Annotated in this window: 12 protein-coding genes; 5 read left to right on the forward strand and 7 right to left on the reverse strand. The window is 62.7% G+C overall.

The features are described 5' to 3' along the window. Nucleotides 1–88: 88 nt before the first annotated feature. Entirely contained in the window at nucleotides 89–1,939 is a 1,851-nt protein-coding gene (ilvD, locus tag BM177_RS00065) for a dihydroxy-acid dehydratase (protein WP_091677232.1), read from the reverse strand. Nucleotides 1,940–2,316: 377 nt separating this feature from the next. Here ilvD and BM177_RS00070 point away from each other — a divergent pair, with 377 nt between their 5' ends. From BM177_RS00070 to BM177_RS00080, 3 genes are all read left to right on the forward strand, one after another. Then, nucleotides 2,317–3,051 (forward strand): 2OG-Fe dioxygenase family protein, encoded by a 735-nt coding sequence (locus BM177_RS00070; RefSeq protein ID WP_091677234.1) that lies wholly within the window; start codon nucleotides 2,317–2,319, stop codon nucleotides 3,049–3,051. Nucleotides 3,052–3,141: 90 nt separating this feature from the next. Then, a complete protein-coding gene (locus BM177_RS00075) occupies nucleotides 3,142–4,878 on the forward strand; it encodes an arylsulfatase (RefSeq protein ID WP_091675583.1) in 1,737 nt (578 codons plus the stop codon). 123 nt (nucleotides 4,879–5,001) lie between these two features. Then, entirely contained in the window at nucleotides 5,002–7,326 is a 2,325-nt protein-coding gene (locus BM177_RS00080; protein WP_091675587.1) for a tetratricopeptide repeat protein, read from the forward strand. Between the two features lie 21 nt (nucleotides 7,327–7,347). Here the strand turns inward: BM177_RS00080 and BM177_RS00085 are convergent, their stop codons facing one another. The 5 genes from BM177_RS00085 to BM177_RS00105 all read right to left on the reverse strand — a co-directional run bounded on the left by BM177_RS00085 (nucleotide 7,348) and on the right by BM177_RS00105 (nucleotide 14,914). Next, the gene (locus BM177_RS00085) at nucleotides 7,348–8,316 is read right to left on the reverse strand and encodes a LysR family transcriptional regulator (RefSeq protein WP_091675590.1); all 969 of its coding nucleotides are present in this window, start codon (nucleotides 8,314–8,316) and stop codon (nucleotides 7,348–7,350) included. 92 nt (nucleotides 8,317–8,408) lie between these two features. After that, nucleotides 8,409–8,891: a cyanase gene (gene cynS / locus BM177_RS00090; protein WP_091675593.1), complete on the reverse strand. Its 483-nt coding sequence runs from the start codon at nucleotides 8,889–8,891 to the stop codon at nucleotides 8,409–8,411. A gap of 114 nt (nucleotides 8,892–9,005) precedes the next feature. Continuing rightward, entirely contained in the window at nucleotides 9,006–10,214 is a 1,209-nt protein-coding gene (locus tag BM177_RS00095; RefSeq protein ID WP_091675598.1) for an NAD-dependent formate dehydrogenase, read from the reverse strand. Nucleotides 10,215–10,469: 255 nt separating this feature from the next. Next, nucleotides 10,470–11,723, reverse strand: coding sequence for an efflux RND transporter periplasmic adaptor subunit (locus BM177_RS00100; protein ID WP_091675601.1), 1,254 nt, complete (start codon nucleotides 11,721–11,723; stop codon nucleotides 10,470–10,472). Further along, complete coding sequence (locus tag BM177_RS00105) at nucleotides 11,720–14,914, reverse strand: efflux RND transporter permease subunit (RefSeq protein WP_091675604.1); 3,195 nt, start codon at nucleotides 14,912–14,914, stop codon at nucleotides 11,720–11,722. Before BM177_RS00105 ends, BM177_RS00100 begins: the two co-directional genes overlap by 4 nt. 127 nt (nucleotides 14,915–15,041) lie before the next feature. Between BM177_RS00105 and BM177_RS00110 the strand changes: the two genes are divergently transcribed. Both BM177_RS00110 and BM177_RS00115 read left to right on the forward strand, forming a co-directional pair. After that, nucleotides 15,042–15,707: a TetR/AcrR family transcriptional regulator gene (locus tag BM177_RS00110; protein WP_091675609.1), complete on the forward strand. Its 666-nt coding sequence runs from the start codon at nucleotides 15,042–15,044 to the stop codon at nucleotides 15,705–15,707. Next, nucleotides 15,704–16,150 (forward strand): VOC family protein, encoded by a 447-nt coding sequence (locus BM177_RS00115; RefSeq protein WP_091675612.1) that lies wholly within the window; start codon nucleotides 15,704–15,706, stop codon nucleotides 16,148–16,150. Before BM177_RS00110 ends, BM177_RS00115 begins: the two co-directional genes overlap by 4 nt. Before the next feature lie 35 nt (nucleotides 16,151–16,185). Here BM177_RS00115 and hpnN read toward each other — a convergent pair whose 3' ends face one another. After that, nucleotides 16,186–18,846: a hopanoid transporter HpnN gene (gene hpnN / locus BM177_RS00120; RefSeq protein WP_091675616.1), complete on the reverse strand. Its 2,661-nt coding sequence runs from the start codon at nucleotides 18,844–18,846 to the stop codon at nucleotides 16,186–16,188. Between the last annotated feature and the right edge of the window lie 123 nt (nucleotides 18,847–18,969).

Consider the following 18,969-nt stretch of genomic DNA (forward strand, 5'->3'; position numbering starts at 1 on the left):
TCTGGGCGGGAATGCCTCGGACGTAATGGCCCCGTCAAGCAGTTTTCGCCGACATCCGGCGGCTCAATAAGATAGCCGCCGCCTGACCTTACGAACGAAGCTGCCCGACGTCGCGGACCGCGCCGCGCGCGGCGCTGGTCGTCAAAGCGGCATAGGCCTGAAGCGCGGCCGAGACCTTCCGGGCGCGCTGCGCGGGCTTCCAGGCCAATTTCCCCTTGGCTTCCATCGCGCTGCGCCGCCAGGCAAGTTCTTCATCGGGAACGGCGAGATGAATGCGCCGGTTCGGGATGTCGATCTCGATCACGTCGTTCTCTTCGACGAGGCCGATGGCGCCGCCTTCCGCCGCTTCCGGCGAGGCGTGCCCAATCGAAAGTCCCGAGGTTCCGCCCGAAAAGCGACCGTCCGTGAAGAGGGCGCAGGCTTTGCCCAGCCCCTTCGATTTGAGATAGCTCGTGGGATAAAGCATCTCCTGCATCCCGGGACCGCCGCGAGGCCCCTCATAACGGATCACGAGAACGTCGCCGGGCTTGATCTCGTCCGCGAGAATCGCCGCCACCGCCGCGTCCTGACTCTCGAATATCCGCGCCCGGCCCGAAAACGTCAGGATCGACGCATCGACGCCGGCTGTCTTCACGATCGAGCCCTCCTCGGCGAGATTGCCGTAAAGGACGGCGAGGCCGCCATCCTTGGAGAAGGCGTGCGCCTCGTTTCGGATGGCGCCGCCAGCGCGGTCGAGATCGAGGGCCTCGTAACGCCTGTCCTGACTGAAAGCCGTCTGGGTCGGCACGCCGCCCGGCGCGGCGCGATAGAGATGCCTCGCCGTGTCGCTCGCGGGGCCCTTGACGTCCCAGCGATCGAGGGCGAGAGCGAGCGTTTCCGCATGCACCGTCGGAAGCCCGCCGTGGAGAAGGTTCGCCCGATTGAGTTCTCCCAGAATCGCCATGACTCCGCCGGCGCGGTGAACATCCTCTAGATGAACATCCGGCGAGGACGGCGCCACCTTGCACAACACCGGCACGCGCCGCGACAGTCGGTCGATGTCGCGCATGGTGAAGTTGACCCCGGCCTCATGGGCGGCGGCGAGAAGGTGCAGAACCGTATTGGTCGAACCGCCCATGGCGATGTCGAGCGTCATCGCATTCTCGAAGGCTTCGAAGGAGGCGATCGAACGCGGCAGAGCGGAGGAATCTTCCTGTTCGTAATAGCGCCGCGCCAGATCGACGACGAGGTGTCCGGCTTCGACAAAGAGGCGCTTGCGGTCGGCGTGCGTCGCGAGCAGGGATCCGTTGCCCGGAAGCGACAGCCCCAGCGCTTCGGTGAGGCAATTCATCGAATTGGCCGTGAACATGCCGGAGCATGAGCCGCAGGTCGGGCAGGCCGACCGCTCGATCACCGCGATATCGGAGTCGGACACGCTGGCGTCGGCCGCCGCCACCATCGCGTCGACGAGATCAAGCGACTTGCTCTTGCCGCCGACGACGGCCTTTCCGGCCTCCATGGGTCCCCCGGAAACGAAGACCGCGGGAACGTTGAGCCTCAGCGCGGCCATCAGCATTCCGGGCGTGATCTTGTCGCAATTGGAAATGCAGACCATGGCGTCGGCGCAATGCGCGTTCACCATATACTCGACCGAATCGGCGATGATTTCGCGCGAGGGGAGGCTATAGAGCATGCCGTCGTGGCCCATCGCGATCCCATCGTCGACCGCGATCGTGTTGAATTCCTTGGCGACGCCCCCCGCCGCCTCGATTTCCCGCGCGACAAGCTGGCCGAGATCCTTGAGGTGGACATGGCCCGGCACGAACTGGGTGAAGGAATTGACGACGGCGATGATCGGCTTGCCGAAATCGGAATCCTTCATGCCGGTGGCGCGCCAAAGGCCGCGGGCGCCGGCCATGTTCCGGCCATGCGTCGTCGTGCGGGAGCGATACGGAGGCATGAGGTCATTCCAAAAGTTGAAGATCGGACCAGTATAGTCCGGCGCGCCGTTCGAGGCCACTCCCTCTCACGCGCCGGCCCGCCAACGCAAGCGCCTTCCCTTCGTCGCAAGAAGAAACGGCCCCGGCGCGCGGAAAAGCTGGACGAGGGCCGGCGGCGGAAAGTATGGGTTGCAGAAAGAAAACGCCGGGCGCATGAACGATTCGGGCCGCAAACTGGAACGTTTTGCGCCGCCGCAAAACGAACGCAGACCGGACAGCCGGTCCCGAAGGCCAAGGCGCCACAGGGCCCGCCCGGGAGGAACAACGCGCGCCGGCCGCGCCGGCGCAAACGTATCGGCCCGGCTTCGAAGCCGTTTCGCCGCAGGGATTTGCCTTCATGACCCTCCCCGATGTTTCCCTGATCGCCGGTCAGGTCCGCTCCGGCGGCTTCGCCTTTACGCCTTCAAAGCAGTTCCGGGCGTTCCTGACGCCCGAGGCGCTCGCGGCATGGCCCTCCTTCGCCGCGAGCTGGGACCACCTCGGCGTTGACGATTACATGGCCGACGGGGGCCGCTACCGCCGCCGCCGCTTCGCCGCCTTTGCGATCTCGCAGAAAGGCGTCGTCCGCAAACCTCATCAGCCGCATTATCAGAGCCGCGACTATAATCCGCTCAATGGCGGCGTCGAGCGCTGGTTCGAACCGGTGACCGAAGCCATCTCCGATCATCCCGTGACTTTGGCGTTGCTCGGAGCCGGAAGGGCCGTGTTCGATCTTTCGGCGCCGGAAAAGCCGCGCGAGTGGCATGTCGAGACGCATCAGTTCCGGATCGAGGCGCGCGAGGGTCAAATCGGCCAGCCGACTCCCGAGGGGCTGCACCGCGACGGCGTCGATTTCGTGCTGGTCGTGCTGATCGCGCGGACCAACGTCGCCAGTGGAATCACCTCGATCTATGATCTCGACAAAACCCCGCTCGGCGACTTCACCCTGACCGATCCGCTCGACGCGGTCTTCTTGCAGGACAGCAGGGTCTATCACGGCGTGACGGCGATCAAACCGCTGGACCCGGCGCACGTCGCCTGCCGCGACGTCGCGGTGATCACCTTCCGCGATGTGGACAAACCGCTGATCTAAGGTCGACTGCCGGCGTCGCCCGCTTTAGTCTTGACCGGGCCGGGCGACGCGCCTACCGCGGGAACGTTTCGTAGACTGAAGGAGCCCATTATGAGCGATAGTTTCAGCCGAGCATTCAACTCTTTAACTGCCGCGACCATTCTGACGGCCGCATGCTGGGGCGCCGCCGAAGCGCAAACAAAAAGGCAGCCCCCCACGAAGCCGGCGGCGCAAGCCGCCCCGGCTCCCGCTTCCGGCGAGAAAAAGCCAAACATTATCGTGATCATGGGCGACGATGTCGGCTGGTTCAACATCGGCGCCTATCATCGCGGCATCATGTCCGGCAAGACGCCGAACCTCGACAAGCTCGCCGAAGAAGGCATGATCTTCACCGATTATTATGCCGAGGCGAGCTGCACGGCCGGACGGGCGAATTTCATCACCGGCGAACTGCCGATCCGCACCGGCCTTACCACCGTTGGTCAGGCTGGCGCCGACATCGGGCTCCCGGCCCAGGCCGTCACGCTCGCCACCGTGCTGAAGGCGCAGGGCTACGCCACCGGCCAGTTCGGCAAAAATCATCTCGGCGATCTCAACAAGTTCCTGCCGACTGTGCACGGCTTCGACGAGTTTTTCGGCTACCTCTACCATCTCGACGCCATGTCGGATCCTTATTGGTACTCCTACCCGCAGGATTGGGTGGACAAATATGGCCCGCGCAATCTGGTTCATAGCTATGCGTCGGATGTCGACGACGCCACAGAGCAACCGCGCTGGGGCAAGATCGGCAAACAAAAGATTGTCGATGAAGGTCCGCTTGCGCCCTTCCCCGACATGAAGGACATGCAGAGCTGGCAGGAGGGCCCCAAGGCCAAATACGACATGGAGACGTTCGACGACGTTCTCGTCAAATCCTCCAGCGACTTCATGGATAAGGCAAAAGCGGCTGGCAAGCCCTTCTTCGTCTGGCACAATACCACGCGCATGCATGTGTTCACCTTCCTGCCGCCGAAATATCAGGCGAAAATGAACGCGACAGACAATTTCGGCCTTGAGGAGGCCGGCATGGCGCAGATGGACGACAGCGTCGGCGCATTGCTGAAACATGTCGAGGACATCGGTGAAACCGACAACACAATCGTCATTTTCACCACCGACAATGGCGCCGAGGTCTTCACCTGGCCGGACGGCGGCATGACCCCGTTCAGAGCCACCAAAGGCACTATCTATGAAGGCGGCTTCCGCGTTCCGGCGATCATCCGCTGGCCGGGCAAGGTCAAGCCGCGCTCGGTCGAAAATGGCATCTTCTCCGGCCTCGACTGGCTGCCGACGCTCGCCGCAGCCGCTGGCGCTCCCGACGTCAAGGACAAGCTCCTGAAGGGCGTTACGCTGGAGGGCCAGACCTACAAGAACCATCTCGACGGCTATAACCAGATGGATCTCCTGTTGGGCAAAGGCCCGACGGCGCGGCATGAAATCTTCTATTTTGGCGGCCCCAAGCTCGGCGCTTTGCGGCTCGACGATTTCAAATATCAGTTCATGCAGCAACCCTATGGATGGCCCGGCGAGAAGGTCGACACCGATATGCCGACCATCATCAACATTCGTCAGGATCCGTTCGAGCGGACGCCCTCGATCCGGGGAGAAACCCTGAACAATCTCGGCGGCGGCTACATGAACGACTTCATGGCGCGCGAATTCTGGCGTTTTGTTCTGGTGCAGCAGAAGGTCGCCGAACTCGCCAAGACGGCGATCGAGTTCCCGCCCATGCAGGCCCCGGCGAGCTTTAACCTCGAAGCGGTCAAGGCGAAAGTCGAGGAAGCCATCAAGGCTCACGAGGGACAATAAACGACCAAGCACGCGCAAGCTCAAGCGGGGTGGATAAGTCCGTTTCACTCTCCCCGTTTGTTGTTTGAGCTTGCCCCTTGGCCTGAGCCTCGCTGTGAAACCGGCGCGCTGGAACAGAAATTGATGTTGATCTCGTCCTGGCTCGCCTCCTTGTTCTGCTGGCTCATATTGTTGACGCCGTCATTCGCCGGGGACGGCGTCAAATCCGAAAGCGCCTCCTTCGTTGGCGGCAAGGCCTGCGCGGGGTGCCACGCGGATCAGACGCAGGTGTGGGCGTCTTCGCACCATGCGAAAGCGATGCAGGAGGCGACGCCCGCCAATGTCGAGGGTGATTTCGCCAACGCCACGCTCGTCCATGACGGTGCGACAACCAGCTTCAGCCGCGCGGGCGACGCCTTCATGTTGCGCGCGGACGGACCTGACGGCGTGGCGCATGATTACAAAGTCGCCTACACGTTCGGCGTTTTTCCCTTGCAGCAATATCTGATCGCGTTTCCGGGCGGACGCTATCAGGCGTTTGGCGCCGCCTGGGACAGCCGCCCGAGGGACAAGGGCGGCCAACGCTGGTTTTCTCTTTATCCGTCTGAGACGATTCACCCGGGCGACCCACTGCACTGGACCGGACGCGACCAGACCTGGAACTATCAATGCGCGGCCTGCCATTCCACCAACCTGCGGAAAAATTACAACCTCGCCGCGGACGCTTATGCGACGACCTGGACTGACCTAAACGTTTCCTGCGAGGCCTGCCACGGACCGGGATCGAGCCATATCGCCTGGGCGGCGGCGCGAAAACCTGAAAGCAAGGATGACCGATCCGCTCCCCGCGCCGATCACGCCAACGCAGACATGGGCCTCACGACTTCGCGGGCTCCAGCCGGGGAAGGCCTCTGGCGCATGAACAAGGACACCGGAATCGCCGAGCGCGCGGCGTCCCCCCGATCGCGCGAACTCGATATCTGCGCGCCGTGCCATTCGCGCCGGAAAGTCATCGCCGAAGGTCCCATCGGTGGGCCGTTTCTCGACTCGTATCTTCCCGCCCTTCTTGAGTCAGGCCTCTACCATCCGGACGGACAGATCGACGGCGAGGCGTTCGAATATGGCTCCTTCATTCAAAGCCGGATGCATCGCGCGGGCGTCGTCTGCTCCAATTGCCACGAACCGCATAGCCTCGCGCTACGCGCGCAAGGCAACGGGCTTTGCGCGCAATGCCATCTCCCCGCGAAATTCGACGCCGCCTCGCATCACCACCACACGCAAGGCGGCGAAGGCGCGCAATGCGTCAACTGCCATATGCCCGCCAAGACCTACATGGTCGTCGACGACCGGCGGGATCACAGTCTGCGCGTTCCGCGTCCGGACCTGACCTTGTCGATCGGCTCTCCCAACGCCTGCAATTCCTGCCATGCCGGCAAAAGCCCCGAATGGGCGTCGCAGACGGTCGCGAACTGGTTTCCCGGCGGACGGCAGACGAGAGGCCATTTCGGCCTCGCGCTGCATGCCGGCCGCGCCGGCGCCGCTGACGCCGAGCGTCAGCTCGATCAGCTTATAACGGACGCCGCCCAGCCTGACATCGCGCGGGCCGCGGCCCTTGCCCTTCTGCCGGCTTACCTCAGCCCGCAATCGGACGCGGCGATCAAATCATCGCTGGCGGACCCGAGCCCGCTCGTGCGCGCCGCCGCGCCCCGCGCGCTCGCCGTCTCGCCTTCCGCCGCGATGATCGAGGCTATGGCGCCGTTGCTCGGCGACCCTGTCCGCGCGGTGCGGATCGAGGCGGCGCGGGCCCTCGCGGGCGCGGACCAGCAGGCAATGACGCCGGAGCAACGCAATGCGTTCGCGGCCGCCTACGCCGAACTGTTCGCCGCCGAAATGATCGACGCCGAACGGCCCGAAGCTCATCTGAACCTTGGCCTTCTCGAAACCAAACTGCGCCGAGGCGATGAGGCCGACGCGCAATATCAGACGGCGTTGCGGCTCGATCCGAACTTTGTCCCGGCGCTCGTCAACCTCGCCGATCTCGACCGTATGCGCGGGATGAACGGGCAAGGCGCGAACCTGTTGCGCAAGGCGATGGCGATCGAACCGTCAAACGCCGATATTAAACATTCCCTTGGCCTCGCTTTGGTGCGGCAGAAGAACTACGCCGAAGCGTTGCCGTTGCTGCGCGAAGCGAGCGAGCTTGCGCCGGGCGAGGCGCGCTACGCCTATGTTTACGCGATCGCGATCAATTCAACGGGCGCGCATGGGCAAGCGCTCAACCTGCTGGAACAAGCCCATAAGCGTCATCCAGCCAATCGCGACATTCTGCTGGCGCTCATCTCCATCTCGCGCGAAACGGGCGATCTTGCGGGCGCGCTCGCCCATGCGCGCGAGCTTGCGGCGCTGTTCCCGGCGGACGCGCAGATCCGCATGCTCGTGCTCGATCTCGAAAAACGCCAGCCGCAGTGAGGCGATCCGCGATGTTGGAGCTTATGAAAACCTTTGTGCGAGGAGGGGATCGCTCGTTTGCAGATCGGCCTCGGCGAGGAAGTCAAATTTAGCGCCGAGGTTCAGCCTCTGAGTGACCGCCCAGATCGCGGACACAATGGGCGACACGGGGTCATTGTCGAGAGCAAGGAGACCGATCGCGCGATTCAATTCAGGGGTCAGCGCAATCGCCGTCAGCTCCTCGCGCATCTCGAACAGAGAGAGCAGGCTGTGCGGCAAGATGCTGAACATTTCGGCGCATCTCACATTGGAATAAAGCGCGAAGACCGAATCAGTTTCCACAACAACTCGTGGATGCGCCCCGGCCTTGCGAAACGCAGCGTCGATGATGCGCCGGTTCTGCATATTCCGGGTGAGAAGGCAGAGCGGCAATCTCGCCGCTTCCCGCCAGGTTATCGTCTTGCCATCGTCGGATTGGCTCTTGTCGAGCAGCGTTGCGTCGCGCGCAAGCAGCACGTAACGTTCCCGATAGAGCGGCAGAACCCGGAAGCGAGTCAGATTTTGCTCTTCAAGATAAGTAACGCCGATATCAAGTTCAAAATTATCCAGCCGCCGGACAATGTCCTCATTGCTCAAGGATTGCACCATTTGATGCAGATCGGGATATTCCGCCCAGTATGGTCCCGTGAGCAGTGAGACAATTGGCATCGTCGTCGGAATTGCGCCGAGGCGCAGGGTCCCCGTGAGCCTTGTTCGCGATATTGAGGCTTCCTGCTTGAGACCGTCCCAAGCCGCAAGGGCTTGACGCGCCCAGCCCAAGATGCGCTCGCCGTCCTCGGTGAAACCAAGAAATCTTTGCCCTCTCTCGACGATCGAGACCCCCAATTCCTCCTCAAGATGCCGGATCGCCGCGGACAATGCAGGTTGTGAAACGCAGCAGGCCTCCGCCGCGCGCGCGAAATGCCGTTCCCGCGCCAGCGTCACCAGATATTCCAATTGTCGAATGAACATGCTGGACCCCGCAGACCCTGTTTGCCGTCCTCGCCCAGGAGTTACGCGCCGGTCCGAACCTTGTCACGCACGCGGGGGCTGATGTCGCAGCTTCAATCTTCCTTAAATCCGTAATCTGGAATTCCTTCCGCGGCTCCATAATACTTGTAAGGAAGGAATTTTCCCGACATGACGATTCTCACCCGATCCCCCCTGGAATTCGCCAGCCGATCGATGTTCATATCGAAGTCTATCGCCGACATGATGCCATCGCCAAATTCTTCCTCGATGATGGCTTTTAAAGCCGGCCCATTCACCATCACGAGCTCGTAGAACCTGTAGATCAACGGGTCCGTCGGCGGCATGGACGCGCCCCGATACGGCGTCTCATTCAACATTCGCTCCTCGGTCTCGGTCAGTCCAAACAGCTTGGCCGCCTTACGCGCCAGCGGCTTGACGAGCTTACCCTGTCCCAGCAAGGCGCCGACGATCGGAATTTCGGACATGCCGCCGATTTCCCGCGCGATGTGCGCCCAGGTCCAGCCCTTTTCCCGTTTGATGTCGAGAAGTTTCTCGGTCAACTGCTCGCGCGTCATCCCTCGCTCCCATGCAAAGCCAATATCCTTGCGATGGCGCCGTTATCGGTCCGGCGCCAAAATATTGAAGCCGGCGCCGCTTGAGGGCGTCGGCTCAAAGTTGCGATCCGAAAGCTATGCCGACTGCTTTTTGAAGCGCGCGGCCTCTTCCGATCCGCCCGTCGCGTCGCCTTCGCTATAGGAATGCGCGCCGACGCCTGCGAGTTTGCCGCCATTGACGACGAGATATTCGTCCCGGATCGGACGGTTCTCGAAAAAGCATTCGAGAATCTCGCGAACGCCCGCGGCGTAACGCGTCTGCGCCGTCAGACTGGTGCCGGAAATATGCGGCGTCATGCCATGATGCGGCATGGTTCTCCAGGGATGATCTGCGGGCGCCGGCTGCGGAAACCAGACATCGCCCGCGTATCCGGCGAGTCGCCCGCTTTCGAGCGCGCGCACGATGGCGTCGCGGTCGCAGATCTTGCCGCGGGCGGTGTTTACGATATAGGAGCCGCGCTTCATCTTGGACAGCATCGCATCGTTGAACAAATGTTCGGTTTCGGGATGCAGCGGGCAATTGATGGTCACGACGTCGACGGCCTTGACGAGACTCTCGACATTGGGATGAAAAGTCAGATTCAGCTCTTTTTCAACCGATTCCGGCAGACGGTGGCGGTCGAAATAATGCAGGCCGACATCAAACGGCTTCAGCCGCCGCAGCACTGCAAGGCCGATGCGCCCGGCGGCCACTGTGCCCACCTGCATCGCTTCAAGATCATAGGAGCGGGCGACGCAATCGGCAATGTTCCAGCCGCCCTTCACGACCCATTGATACGATGGGATGTAGTTGCGGACAAGAGACAGGATCATCATCACTACATGCTCGGCGACGCTGATGCTGTTGCAAAAAGTGACTTCCGCGACCGTGATGTTCCGGTCGATGGCCGCCTGTAAATCCGTATGATCCGAGCCGATGCCCGCCGTCAGAATAAGCTTGAGGTTGGGAGCCTTCGCGATGCGCTCCTTCGTCATATAGGCCGGCCAAAAGGGCTGCGATATCACTATATCGGCGTCGTGAAGCTCGCGGTCGAGCACGCTGTCGGCTCCGTCTTTGCTGGACGTCACCACCAGCGTATGCCCGTTCGACTCCAGGAACTTGCGAAGCCCCAATTCGCCGGAGACACTGCCGAGTAGAGCGCCGGGCTTGAAGTCAATCGCCTTGGGTGTGGGAAGAGTCTGTCCGTCCGCATAGATTTTAGGCTGGGCGACATCATCGCGGGCGTAGGTTTTCGGATAGCCGTCAACCGGATCGTCGTAAAGCACGCATACAATTTTCGCCATTTCAGGTTTCCTTCCCTTTAAGCCGAGGGGCCGCGCCCGCGGCCTCCGGCGATCCGGGCGGACGCGGAACCCGTGAGTTCGGCTGGAGGTCACCTTCATAGTCAGGGGGAAGTCACCGTCCATTCGTTTAGATGGATGGGGTGATAAACGCGGCTTATCAGGCGCGCCCTCGCGTCGCAGGCTTCAAGCCGCAGGCTTGACGCCATGTTCCGCCAACATGGGCGCCGGCGACGAGCTGGAAGCAGGATGAACCCCTCACTTCTTCGCGACGGCCTCGGACGCTTCGATGGTGTTGACCCGCATGCCCTCGACGATATTCGCGGGCGGGCTGAGAATCACCTGCTCGCCAGGGCGCAAACCGCCGCGCACTTCGACGTCGGCGCCGTTGTCGGCTTCAAGAACGAGTTTGCGAAGCTCGACCTTGCCGTCCACCACGGTGGCCGCGGCAAGGCCGTCCTTGTTGAAAATCACCGCCTGCGACGGAATGTCGATGACCGGTCCCGACCGCGCGATATCGAGGTGTACGATGCAATAGAGTCCGGCCGCCAGCGCGCCGCTCGTGTTGCCGACGTCGACCTCGGCGAGCAGCGTCCTGCTGCCGGCGGCGAGGGCCTGCGCATTGCGCGACACCTCGCCATCGAACACCCGGTCCGGCAACTCGGGAACCGTGACCGTGGCGCGATCGCCGTCCTTGATCCCGAAATAGGCGGACTGCGGCACATAAACCTGGATGCGCAAGAGATCCGTTCGCGCCAGCGTGAACAAAGCCGTCCCTGTGTTCGCATCGGCCGCGACGAGACTGCCGACATCGATGAACCTTGTGGTGACGACGCCGTCGAACGGAGCGGTGATCTGTTCAAAACCGGTCAGCTGCGCCAGCCGGTTGACGGCCGCCTGCTGAGCGGTGACGTTCGCGCGCGCGACCCCGAGCGCGGCCACTCGCGCGGCGAGCGTCAGGCGGTCCTGGTCGCCCTGCTGCTCACTCGACCAGCCCTTCGAAACGAGGTTTGTCGTCCTTTGATTTGTGACGTGGCTCAGATCGGCGTTGGCCTGGGCCTGCTGGACCGCCGCTTCGAATTGGACGAGTTGCGCCTTCGCCTGCGCGAGCTGTTGGTCGAGATCGGGCGCGGCGATCACGGCCAACACATCGCCCTTGCGCACCTTGCTGCCGATGTCGACGTTACGGACCGCGATATATCCCGTGGCGCGCGCGTAGAGAGTCGCGACTTCGAATGGCGCCATATTGCCTGGCAACGTGATCTTGCGCGGATTGGCGTCCTCGGCCGCGATCATGGTGCGGACCGTCGGAATCGCGTTCCTGCGCGCCTCGAGCACGGCGATGGCGTCGGCTTTCCTTTGGGCCTGGCTCCAGGCGCCGAACCCGGCCAGCATCGCTAGAACCAACACCGCGCTCACCGCGATCGCGCGCGCTGTCTTCCGGCGCGAGCCTTGATCTGGCGCAAGCTGCTCCCTTTGAAGGGGCGGCCGATTCCGCGGCTCGGCGTTCATGGTAAAACTCCTTCGGGGGAGATCCCGTGCGCAGACGCGTCCCGCCGTTCGGAGGGCCGCTCGAATTGTCCGATCACCGAATAAAGGTAGGGAACGAACAGCAGCGTCGTCAGAGTGCCCGCGGCGACGCCGCCGATGACCGCACGGGCCAGCACGGCGTTCTGTTCTTCGCCCGCGCCGCCGATCGCCATCGGAATCATGCCGACGATCATCGCCGCCGCCGTCATGAGAACCGGCCTGAGCCGGGTGGTTCCCGCCGAGAGCGCGGCGTCGAACGCACTCATTCCGGCCTGGCGCTGGTCGCGCGCGAAGGTGACGAGCAAAATCGAATTCGCCGAGGCGACGCCGACCGCCATGATCGCGCCCATCAGGCTTGGAACGCTCAAGGTCGTGCCGGTGACGAACAACGTCAGGATGATGCCAGCCCCGGCTCCCGGCAGCGCCAGGATGACGGCGAGCGGATCGAGGAAGCTTTGGTAATTGACGACCATCAGCAGGTAGACGAAGACGGCCGCGAACAGAAGCCCGAGCCGTAGATCAGCGAAGGCCGCGTGCATGCTGTCGATCTGGCCGCGGATCACGATCTGGTTTCCCGGTTTCAGCTGCGGCTCAATCTCGCTCACGATCTTCTTGATCGCAGAATCGGCGGTCCCGAGATCGATGCTCTGAACGCTGGCGTAAACATCGTAGACGCTCTGGATGTTGGATTGATTGAAAACGGATTGGACGCCGATTCTTTTCGCCGTCGCGATGCTGCCGAGCATGGTCGGAATCGGCGTCCCGTTGACGTCGAGGCTGCTCGCGAGCGGGGTATTGTCGAGCTCGTTCTTGTTGGAGATCTTGTATTCAGGCGTCTGCACCGTGAAGAAGTACGGTATGCCGTTCCTCGGATCGGTCCAGAAGTTTGGCGAGACCTGTTCGGACGACGTCAAGCTGATGTTGAGATTGTTGGCCGCGGCCTGCATATTCAATCCAAGCTCCTGGGCGCGCGTGCGGTCGATCGAATAAAACATCTCCGGCGCGTCGAGCTCCTGCTGGACGTGGGCGTCGACGACGCCGGGAACATCAGCGATCTTTTGCTGCAATTGCCGGGCGATCTCCTTGTTCCCCTCACGATCGCGGCCCTGCACCTGGACGTCGATTTGCGTCGGCACGCCAAAATTGAGCACCTGCGTGACGAGATCGGCGGGCTGGAAATAGAACAGGACATCCGGAAAGGCGAGCGGCAGCTCGGCGCGCAGCTTTTTGATGATTTCCGCGGTAGGCGCATGCCCTTCGGCGAGCTCGATCTGAATGACGCCGTCGTTGACGCCGATCGCGCTGCCGTCGGTGAAGGCGAGGTTGTAGGTGCGCTGCGGCAACCCGATGTTGTCGAGAACAAGCTTGAGGTCGCTCGCGGGTATCTCGGCGCGGATATTGTCCTCGATCGCCTGGAAAATGGACTCCGTGCGTTCGATCCGGGTGCGCGCCAGGGCGCGGACATGCAACTGGATGAGGCCGGCGTCGACCGTTGGAAAAAAGTCGGAGCCGACGAAAAGGGAAAGGACGCCGGCCGACGCGACGACGGTCGCGGCCACGACCGGGGTGATGATGCGGCGGCGCAGAATGGCGGCGAGCAGCCAGCCGTAAAACTCGCGAAACTGGTTGAAGCGGGCGTTGAACGCGGCGTGGAAACGCGACAGCCGCCCGCCCTTGCCCGGCCCCTGCTCGTGTTCCTTGCGCAAGAGGAGCCCGATCATGATCGGCGTGAGCGTGCGTGAAATGATATAGGACGCAAGCATCGCGAACACGACCGACATCGCGAGTGGCGTAAACAGGTAGCGCGCCGCCCCCTTGAGGAAAAACACCGAAACGAAAACGCAGCAGATCGCCAGGGTCGAGATGAGCGTCGGCACCGCGATGCCTGCCGCTCCTTCGAGCACCGCCGTATCGAACGGCTTATGCTCCTCCAACAGACGATGCGTGTTTTCGATCGTGACCGTGCTGTCGTCGACGAGAATGCCGACGGCGAGCGCTAGACCGCCAAGAGTCATGGTGTTGATCGTCTGACCCAGCGCCCCAAACACCGCGATCGAGGTCAGGATCGAGAGCGGGATCGAAACCATGACGACAATCGTGGACCGCCAGGAGCCGAGGAAGATCAGGATCATGAGCGCGGTCAGACCCGCCGCGATGGCGCCTTCGTGAAGCACGCCGCTGATGGCGTCCTGCACGAAGACGGACTGGTCGAACAGCAACTTGATGTCCATGCCCGGCGGGGCCGCTCTTTGAATTTCGGGCATCGCCGCCTTCACGCGATTGACCACGTCGAGCGTCGAGGCGTTGCCGTTCTTGATGATCGTCAGCAGCACCGAACGCTTGCCTTCGGCGCGAACGATATTTTGCTGCACGGCCCAGCCGTCGCGCACATGGGCGACGTCGGAGAGGTAGATCGTCGCGCCCTTGGCCTGGCGGATCGGCAATCGGTTCAGCGCCTCGATCGAGGGCGCCATGTTGTTGACCTTCACGATAAACTGCTTGTCGCCCATCTTCGCGTCGCCCGACGGCAAGGTCAGGCTTTGGGCGTTCACCGCATTGACGATATCGTTGGGGGAAAGGCCGCGCGCCTTCAGCGCGTCGGGGTCGATATCGACCATGATCTGACGATACTTGCCGCCGTATGGAGTCGGCAGGGTGATGCCGGGGATGGGGGCCAGCGCCTGGCGCATCTGATAGATGCCGTAGTCGTAAAGCTGCTGCTCGTTCAGCTGATCTGAACTCAGGCTGAGCTGGAGCACCGGCACGGACGAGGCGTTGTACTGAACGATCACCGGAGGCTGAATGCCGGTCGGCATTAGGGCGCGGATCGAGTTGGAGGCCGAGACGACCTGCGTGATCGCCAGATCCAGATTGACGTTCGGCTGGAAATAGATCTTTTCGACCGCGACGCCGGCCAGCGTCTGGCTTTCGATGTTCCGGATGTCGTTGACGTTGGAGCTGATCGAATATTCACTGTAGGTCGTGACCCGCTGTTCCATCTCCTCGGGGGTCAGGCCCGTGTACTGCCAGATCACGGACACGACGGGGATATTGATATTAGGGAAAATGTCGCGCGGCATCGCAAGGATCGCGCTCACGCCAAGAAACAGCATCACCACCGCCATCACATAAAATGTGTGGCGGAACCGCAGCGCGAAGGCGACAATGCCCATTGAAGACCTCCCGGCCCATCCCCGAGACCTCCCGGCCCATCGAAGACCTCCTGGAGACCGTCCTTGACGTATTGTATTGTACAGTACATATCAAGGGCGTGACACTGATTTCAACTGGTTGTGAACGATGAGTTCCACTGACCTCGCCGCCGCTCAAGCGAAGCCCGAAAGCCAGCGCCTCAAGGCCCGGCGTGAAGCGTTCCTGACGGCGGCCGGGGAGGTTTTTCAGGAAAAAGGCTACGCCGAGACGACCCTCGACGACGTCATTGCGCGCTCCGGCGGGTCGCGGCAGACGCTGTACGCCCTGTTCGGCGGCAAGCAGGGACTCTTTGAAGCCATTGTCACCGACACCTGCGAGACGATCTTTCGCGGCCTGACCCCGAAGGAATTCGCCCGCGCGCCCGACGAACTCCTCCGCGAGGTGGGCGCAAGATACCTCGCCATTGTGACCGGGCCGAAATGCATCGCCCTCAACCGGCTCATCGTGGCGGAAGCGCCGCGTTTTCCTGACCTCGCGCGGCAGTACTGGAAATTGGGCCCGGGCCGGAGCCGAGCCTTTCTCACCGAATTTTTCGAAGGGCGGAAAGAGCGCGGCCTGCTGCAGATGCTGGACTGCGCCGCCGCCGCCGATCATTTTCTCGATATGCTGACCGGCACCATCCGGCTGCAGCGCCTGCTCGGTCTAAGAGAGCCGCCCGAGCCTGCCGAGATCGAGCGCCTCGTCGAAAGCGCGGTCGCCGGGTTCCTCCACGGATACGCGACGCCGGCGCCGCCACAGGGCCAGCCCACATGACAAATCCGCCGCCCTTCCACATCGCCTTTCCCGTCGACGACCTCGCGGCGGCCCGGAAGTTTTACGGCTCGGTGCTTGGTTGCGCCGAGGGCCGCAGCGCCGAAAGCTGGATCGATTTCAATCTGTACGGTCATCAGATCGTCGCCCACTACAAGGCGCCGTCTCATTCTCCATCAGACCTTAATCCGCGATCAGATCTGCATCGCAACCGCGTCGACGGCCACGACGTGCCGGTGCCCCATTTCGGCGTCGTCCTGGATATGGATCAGTGGCGGGCGCTGGCGGACCGCCTGACCGCGGCGGGCGTCGAATTCATCATCGAGCCCTATCTCCGCTTCAAGGGCCAGCCGGGAGAACAGGCGACGATGTTCTTTCTCGACCCGGCGGGCAACGCCCTCGAATTCAAGGCGTTCGCCGACCGCTCCCTGCTGTTTGCGAAATAGGACTCTCGGCGGATGCGCCTGACGGGCAGAGGCCTCTACGCGCCCTCGCCGGACGGGTTCACCTTCCTTGGCGGCCCCATCAGCGCCGGCTGGAACAAAATCGCGGCGGCGAGCGTGCAGACCAGCGAGAGGGCCAGCAGCTTGCCCATGCTCGACGTTCCAGGATGATTCGAGAGCCAGAGGCTGCCGAACGCCGTCGCGGTGGTCAATGCGCTGAAAAACACCGCGCGGGTGAGGCTCGATTGAAGCAGGTTTGTGGTCCCCGCACGCCACGCCATCACGAAATAGATTTTGAAGGCGACTCCCAACCCGAGAAGCAGCGGTAGGGCGATAATATTCGCGAAATTGAGCGGCAGACCGATCAGAACGGTAATTTCGAGCGTGACGACGCCGGCGAGCAGCAGCGGCACCAGCGTCAACAGAACGTCCGACACCCGCCGTAGCACGATGAACAGGAGAATGCTGATCGAGAGCAGCGCCCAAACTCCGGCCTCGATGAAGGCGCGCACGACAGTCTTTCCGGATTCCTGAACGGCGATTGGTTCGCCGCTCGCCCTTGGGTCGATCGCCTGCACGGCTTTGCTGAATTGCAGCAGGACCGCGTTGTCGTTCGGGTCTCCCTTGGGCGAGACCGAGATCCGGGCGCGCCCGTCGGCTGAAACCCAGTCGCGAGCGAGGTCGGGAGGAATCGAGGCCAGCGTGATTTTCTGCGCCGTGAGCGACGTTTTCAACTGGTCGATCATCGTGCGCAGCGGCGGCAGGAACGCGGCGCGCGCCTCGTCGCGCAGCTGGGGGGTTCCAGCCGCCAGCTTGCGCAGCAGCGCGGCGAGCCGCCTGGCGTCGTCGGCGCCCTTGCCGCTGGCGGTCCCGGCTGTCGCCGCGAAAGCGTCGGCGGCGCGGTTGAGGCCCGCGACATCCTCGGCGTCGCTGGGCGTTGGCTTCGAGCGGCGCAGATCGAACACTGGAGCCAGAACCGAGGCGGCGTGGCGGATGATCGCGAGCTTGGCGTCCTGGTCGTCCGGAATGAAGGTCAGGATGCTGGTCACCCGCGCGACCTCGGGCAGTTTCTGCAGCCTTGCGGACATCGGCGCGACATCGGCGACCGAAGCCGCGAGCACCTCGATCGTGCTGGTGTCGGTCGAGGGATCTTTCATCAGATCGAGCAAGGTGGAGACGGATTCGACCTTGTCGCTGCGCAGATTCAGCGGATTGAAATCGAAATGAAGATGGCGCAGCAGCGGGGTTCCCGCCAAAGCCACGGCAAGCGTGCTGATCACGATGGCGTAACGGTGCCTCGCCATGAAATCGTCGACCGGCGCAAGGAATTTATAGCCGACCGGCTCTTCCTCGGCCGGAGGGCGCATCACCGCGAGCAAGGCGGGGAGCACGGTGATCGCCGCGAAAAACGCGATGAACATGCCGGTTCCCGCAATCAGGCCGAGTTCGGAAACGCCGCGATAATCGGTTGGGAGAAACGAGTAGAACCCGGCCGCCGTCGCGGCGGCGGCGAGCGCCAGGGGGCGGCCGGATTTCGCCGCCGCCTGAACGATGGCCTTGTTGAAATCGGGCTCCTTGAAGCGTTCGGCGCGGTAGCGGACGCTGAACTGAATGCCAAAATCGACCCCGATCCCGACGAAAAGAACCGCAAAGGCGACCGAGATCAGATTGAGCGCGCCGACCATCCAGAGGCCGGCCGCCGCCGTGAGCGCGAGGCCGACGACCACGCTCAAGACGACCGCAAGGACGATGCGCGCCGATTTCAGCGCCATCCAGATGATAAAGATCACGATCAGGGCGGTCAGCGCCGCGTTCAGCCCCGCGCCCTTTTCAAGGGTCGAGAATTCGTCATCGGCCATGGGCACGAGGCCGGTCAGCCTCACGGTCACGCCCGTCGCGGGCGAGATCCCGAGCTCCCGGGCGCTCGCCCTGATGAAGTCCGACGGCACTTCCCCCGGCTTCAACGCGGCGTAATCGAGCTTCGGTTTGACCTGGATGAAGCGGCGCAGCTCACGCCGGTCGGGCGGAGTTTCGGAAAATAAGGAGCGCCAGGAAAAGAACGTCGGCTTCCCGGCGAGAACGCTGTCGAGCGCATCGCTGAGCGCGACCATGGGCCGGTCGAAATCGTCGAGGGTGCCGGCTTTGGCCTTGACGCCCTTGTTGATGAACGAAAAGGCGTCCGCCATGCCCCTCAGACTGGGGTCGGCGTTGAGCGCGACGAGGAACGGCTGGCCGTGGACAGTCTCCTGCATCGTCCGCTGCAATTCCGGCGTGGGCAGGAACAGGAGGCCGTTCTGGTTGAAAAAGGGTCCGCCGTCAGGCCGGGTCACGGATTCGTAGAGGTCCGGACGCGCTTTCAACTTGTCCGTCAGCCGCTGGGCGGCGGATTCCGCGACCTCCGGCGTCGCGCCGTCGATCACGACGATGATCGTGTCCGCGCGCTGAGGAAACGCCTGATCCAGCGCCGTAAGATTTTTCCGCCACTGCAATTTGGGCGAAATGAACTCGTTGGTGTTCGTGTTGATGTTAAAATGAGTCGCCGCGTATTTCCCGGACAGAACGGTCACCAGAACCGTCAGTGCAAGCACGATCCATTTGTAGCGCCGGCAGACCGACACGATCGCGACGATCACCCTCGCGATGGGTTCCGGATTGTTGTCCGGAGCCAGCTGATCTTGATGGTCCTGGGCTGAATTCATGCGGTGCCATGGCCAATCGAAAAAGTCCGGCTCGGTCTCGGTCAAAAGGAAGACGCGGCTCGAACAGTTGCGGGGAACGTTATCGCCGGTTTGCAGCTCCGCTGTTCTGAAGATCGCGGCGGC

The organism is Methylocapsa palsarum (assembly GCF_900114285.1).
GTDB lineage: Bacteria > Pseudomonadota > Alphaproteobacteria > Rhizobiales > Beijerinckiaceae > Methylocapsa > Methylocapsa palsarum.

What these genes read in the sequence shown, in the direction of transcription:
- ilvD (WP_091677232.1), bottom strand. Translation starts at nt 1,939, where the DNA reads ATGCCTCCGTATCGCTCCCGCACGACGACGCATGGCCGGAACATGGCC.
- BM177_RS00070 (WP_091677234.1), top strand. Translation starts at nt 2,317, where the DNA reads ATGACCCTCCCCGATGTTTCCCTGATCGCCGGTCAGGTCCGCTCCGGC.
- BM177_RS00075 (WP_091675583.1), top strand. Translation starts at nt 3,142, where the DNA reads ATGAGCGATAGTTTCAGCCGAGCATTCAACTCTTTAACTGCCGCGACC.
- BM177_RS00080 (WP_091675587.1), top strand. Translation starts at nt 5,002, where the DNA reads ATGTTGATCTCGTCCTGGCTCGCCTCCTTGTTCTGCTGGCTCATATTG.
- BM177_RS00085 (WP_091675590.1), bottom strand. Translation starts at nt 8,316, where the DNA reads ATGTTCATTCGACAATTGGAATATCTGGTGACGCTGGCGCGGGAACGG.
- cynS (WP_091675593.1), bottom strand. Translation starts at nt 8,891, where the DNA reads ATGACGCGCGAGCAGTTGACCGAGAAACTTCTCGACATCAAACGGGAA.
- BM177_RS00095 (WP_091675598.1), bottom strand. Translation starts at nt 10,214, where the DNA reads ATGGCGAAAATTGTATGCGTGCTTTACGACGATCCGGTTGACGGCTAT.
- BM177_RS00100 (WP_091675601.1), bottom strand. Translation starts at nt 11,723, where the DNA reads ATGAACGCCGAGCCGCGGAATCGGCCGCCCCTTCAAAGGGAGCAGCTT.
- BM177_RS00105 (WP_091675604.1), bottom strand. Translation starts at nt 14,914, where the DNA reads ATGGGCATTGTCGCCTTCGCGCTGCGGTTCCGCCACACATTTTATGTG.
- BM177_RS00110 (WP_091675609.1), top strand. Translation starts at nt 15,042, where the DNA reads ATGAGTTCCACTGACCTCGCCGCCGCTCAAGCGAAGCCCGAAAGCCAG.
- BM177_RS00115 (WP_091675612.1), top strand. Translation starts at nt 15,704, where the DNA reads ATGACAAATCCGCCGCCCTTCCACATCGCCTTTCCCGTCGACGACCTC.
- hpnN (WP_091675616.1), bottom strand. Translation starts at nt 18,846, where the DNA reads ATGAATTCAGCCCAGGACCATCAAGATCAGCTGGCTCCGGACAACAAT.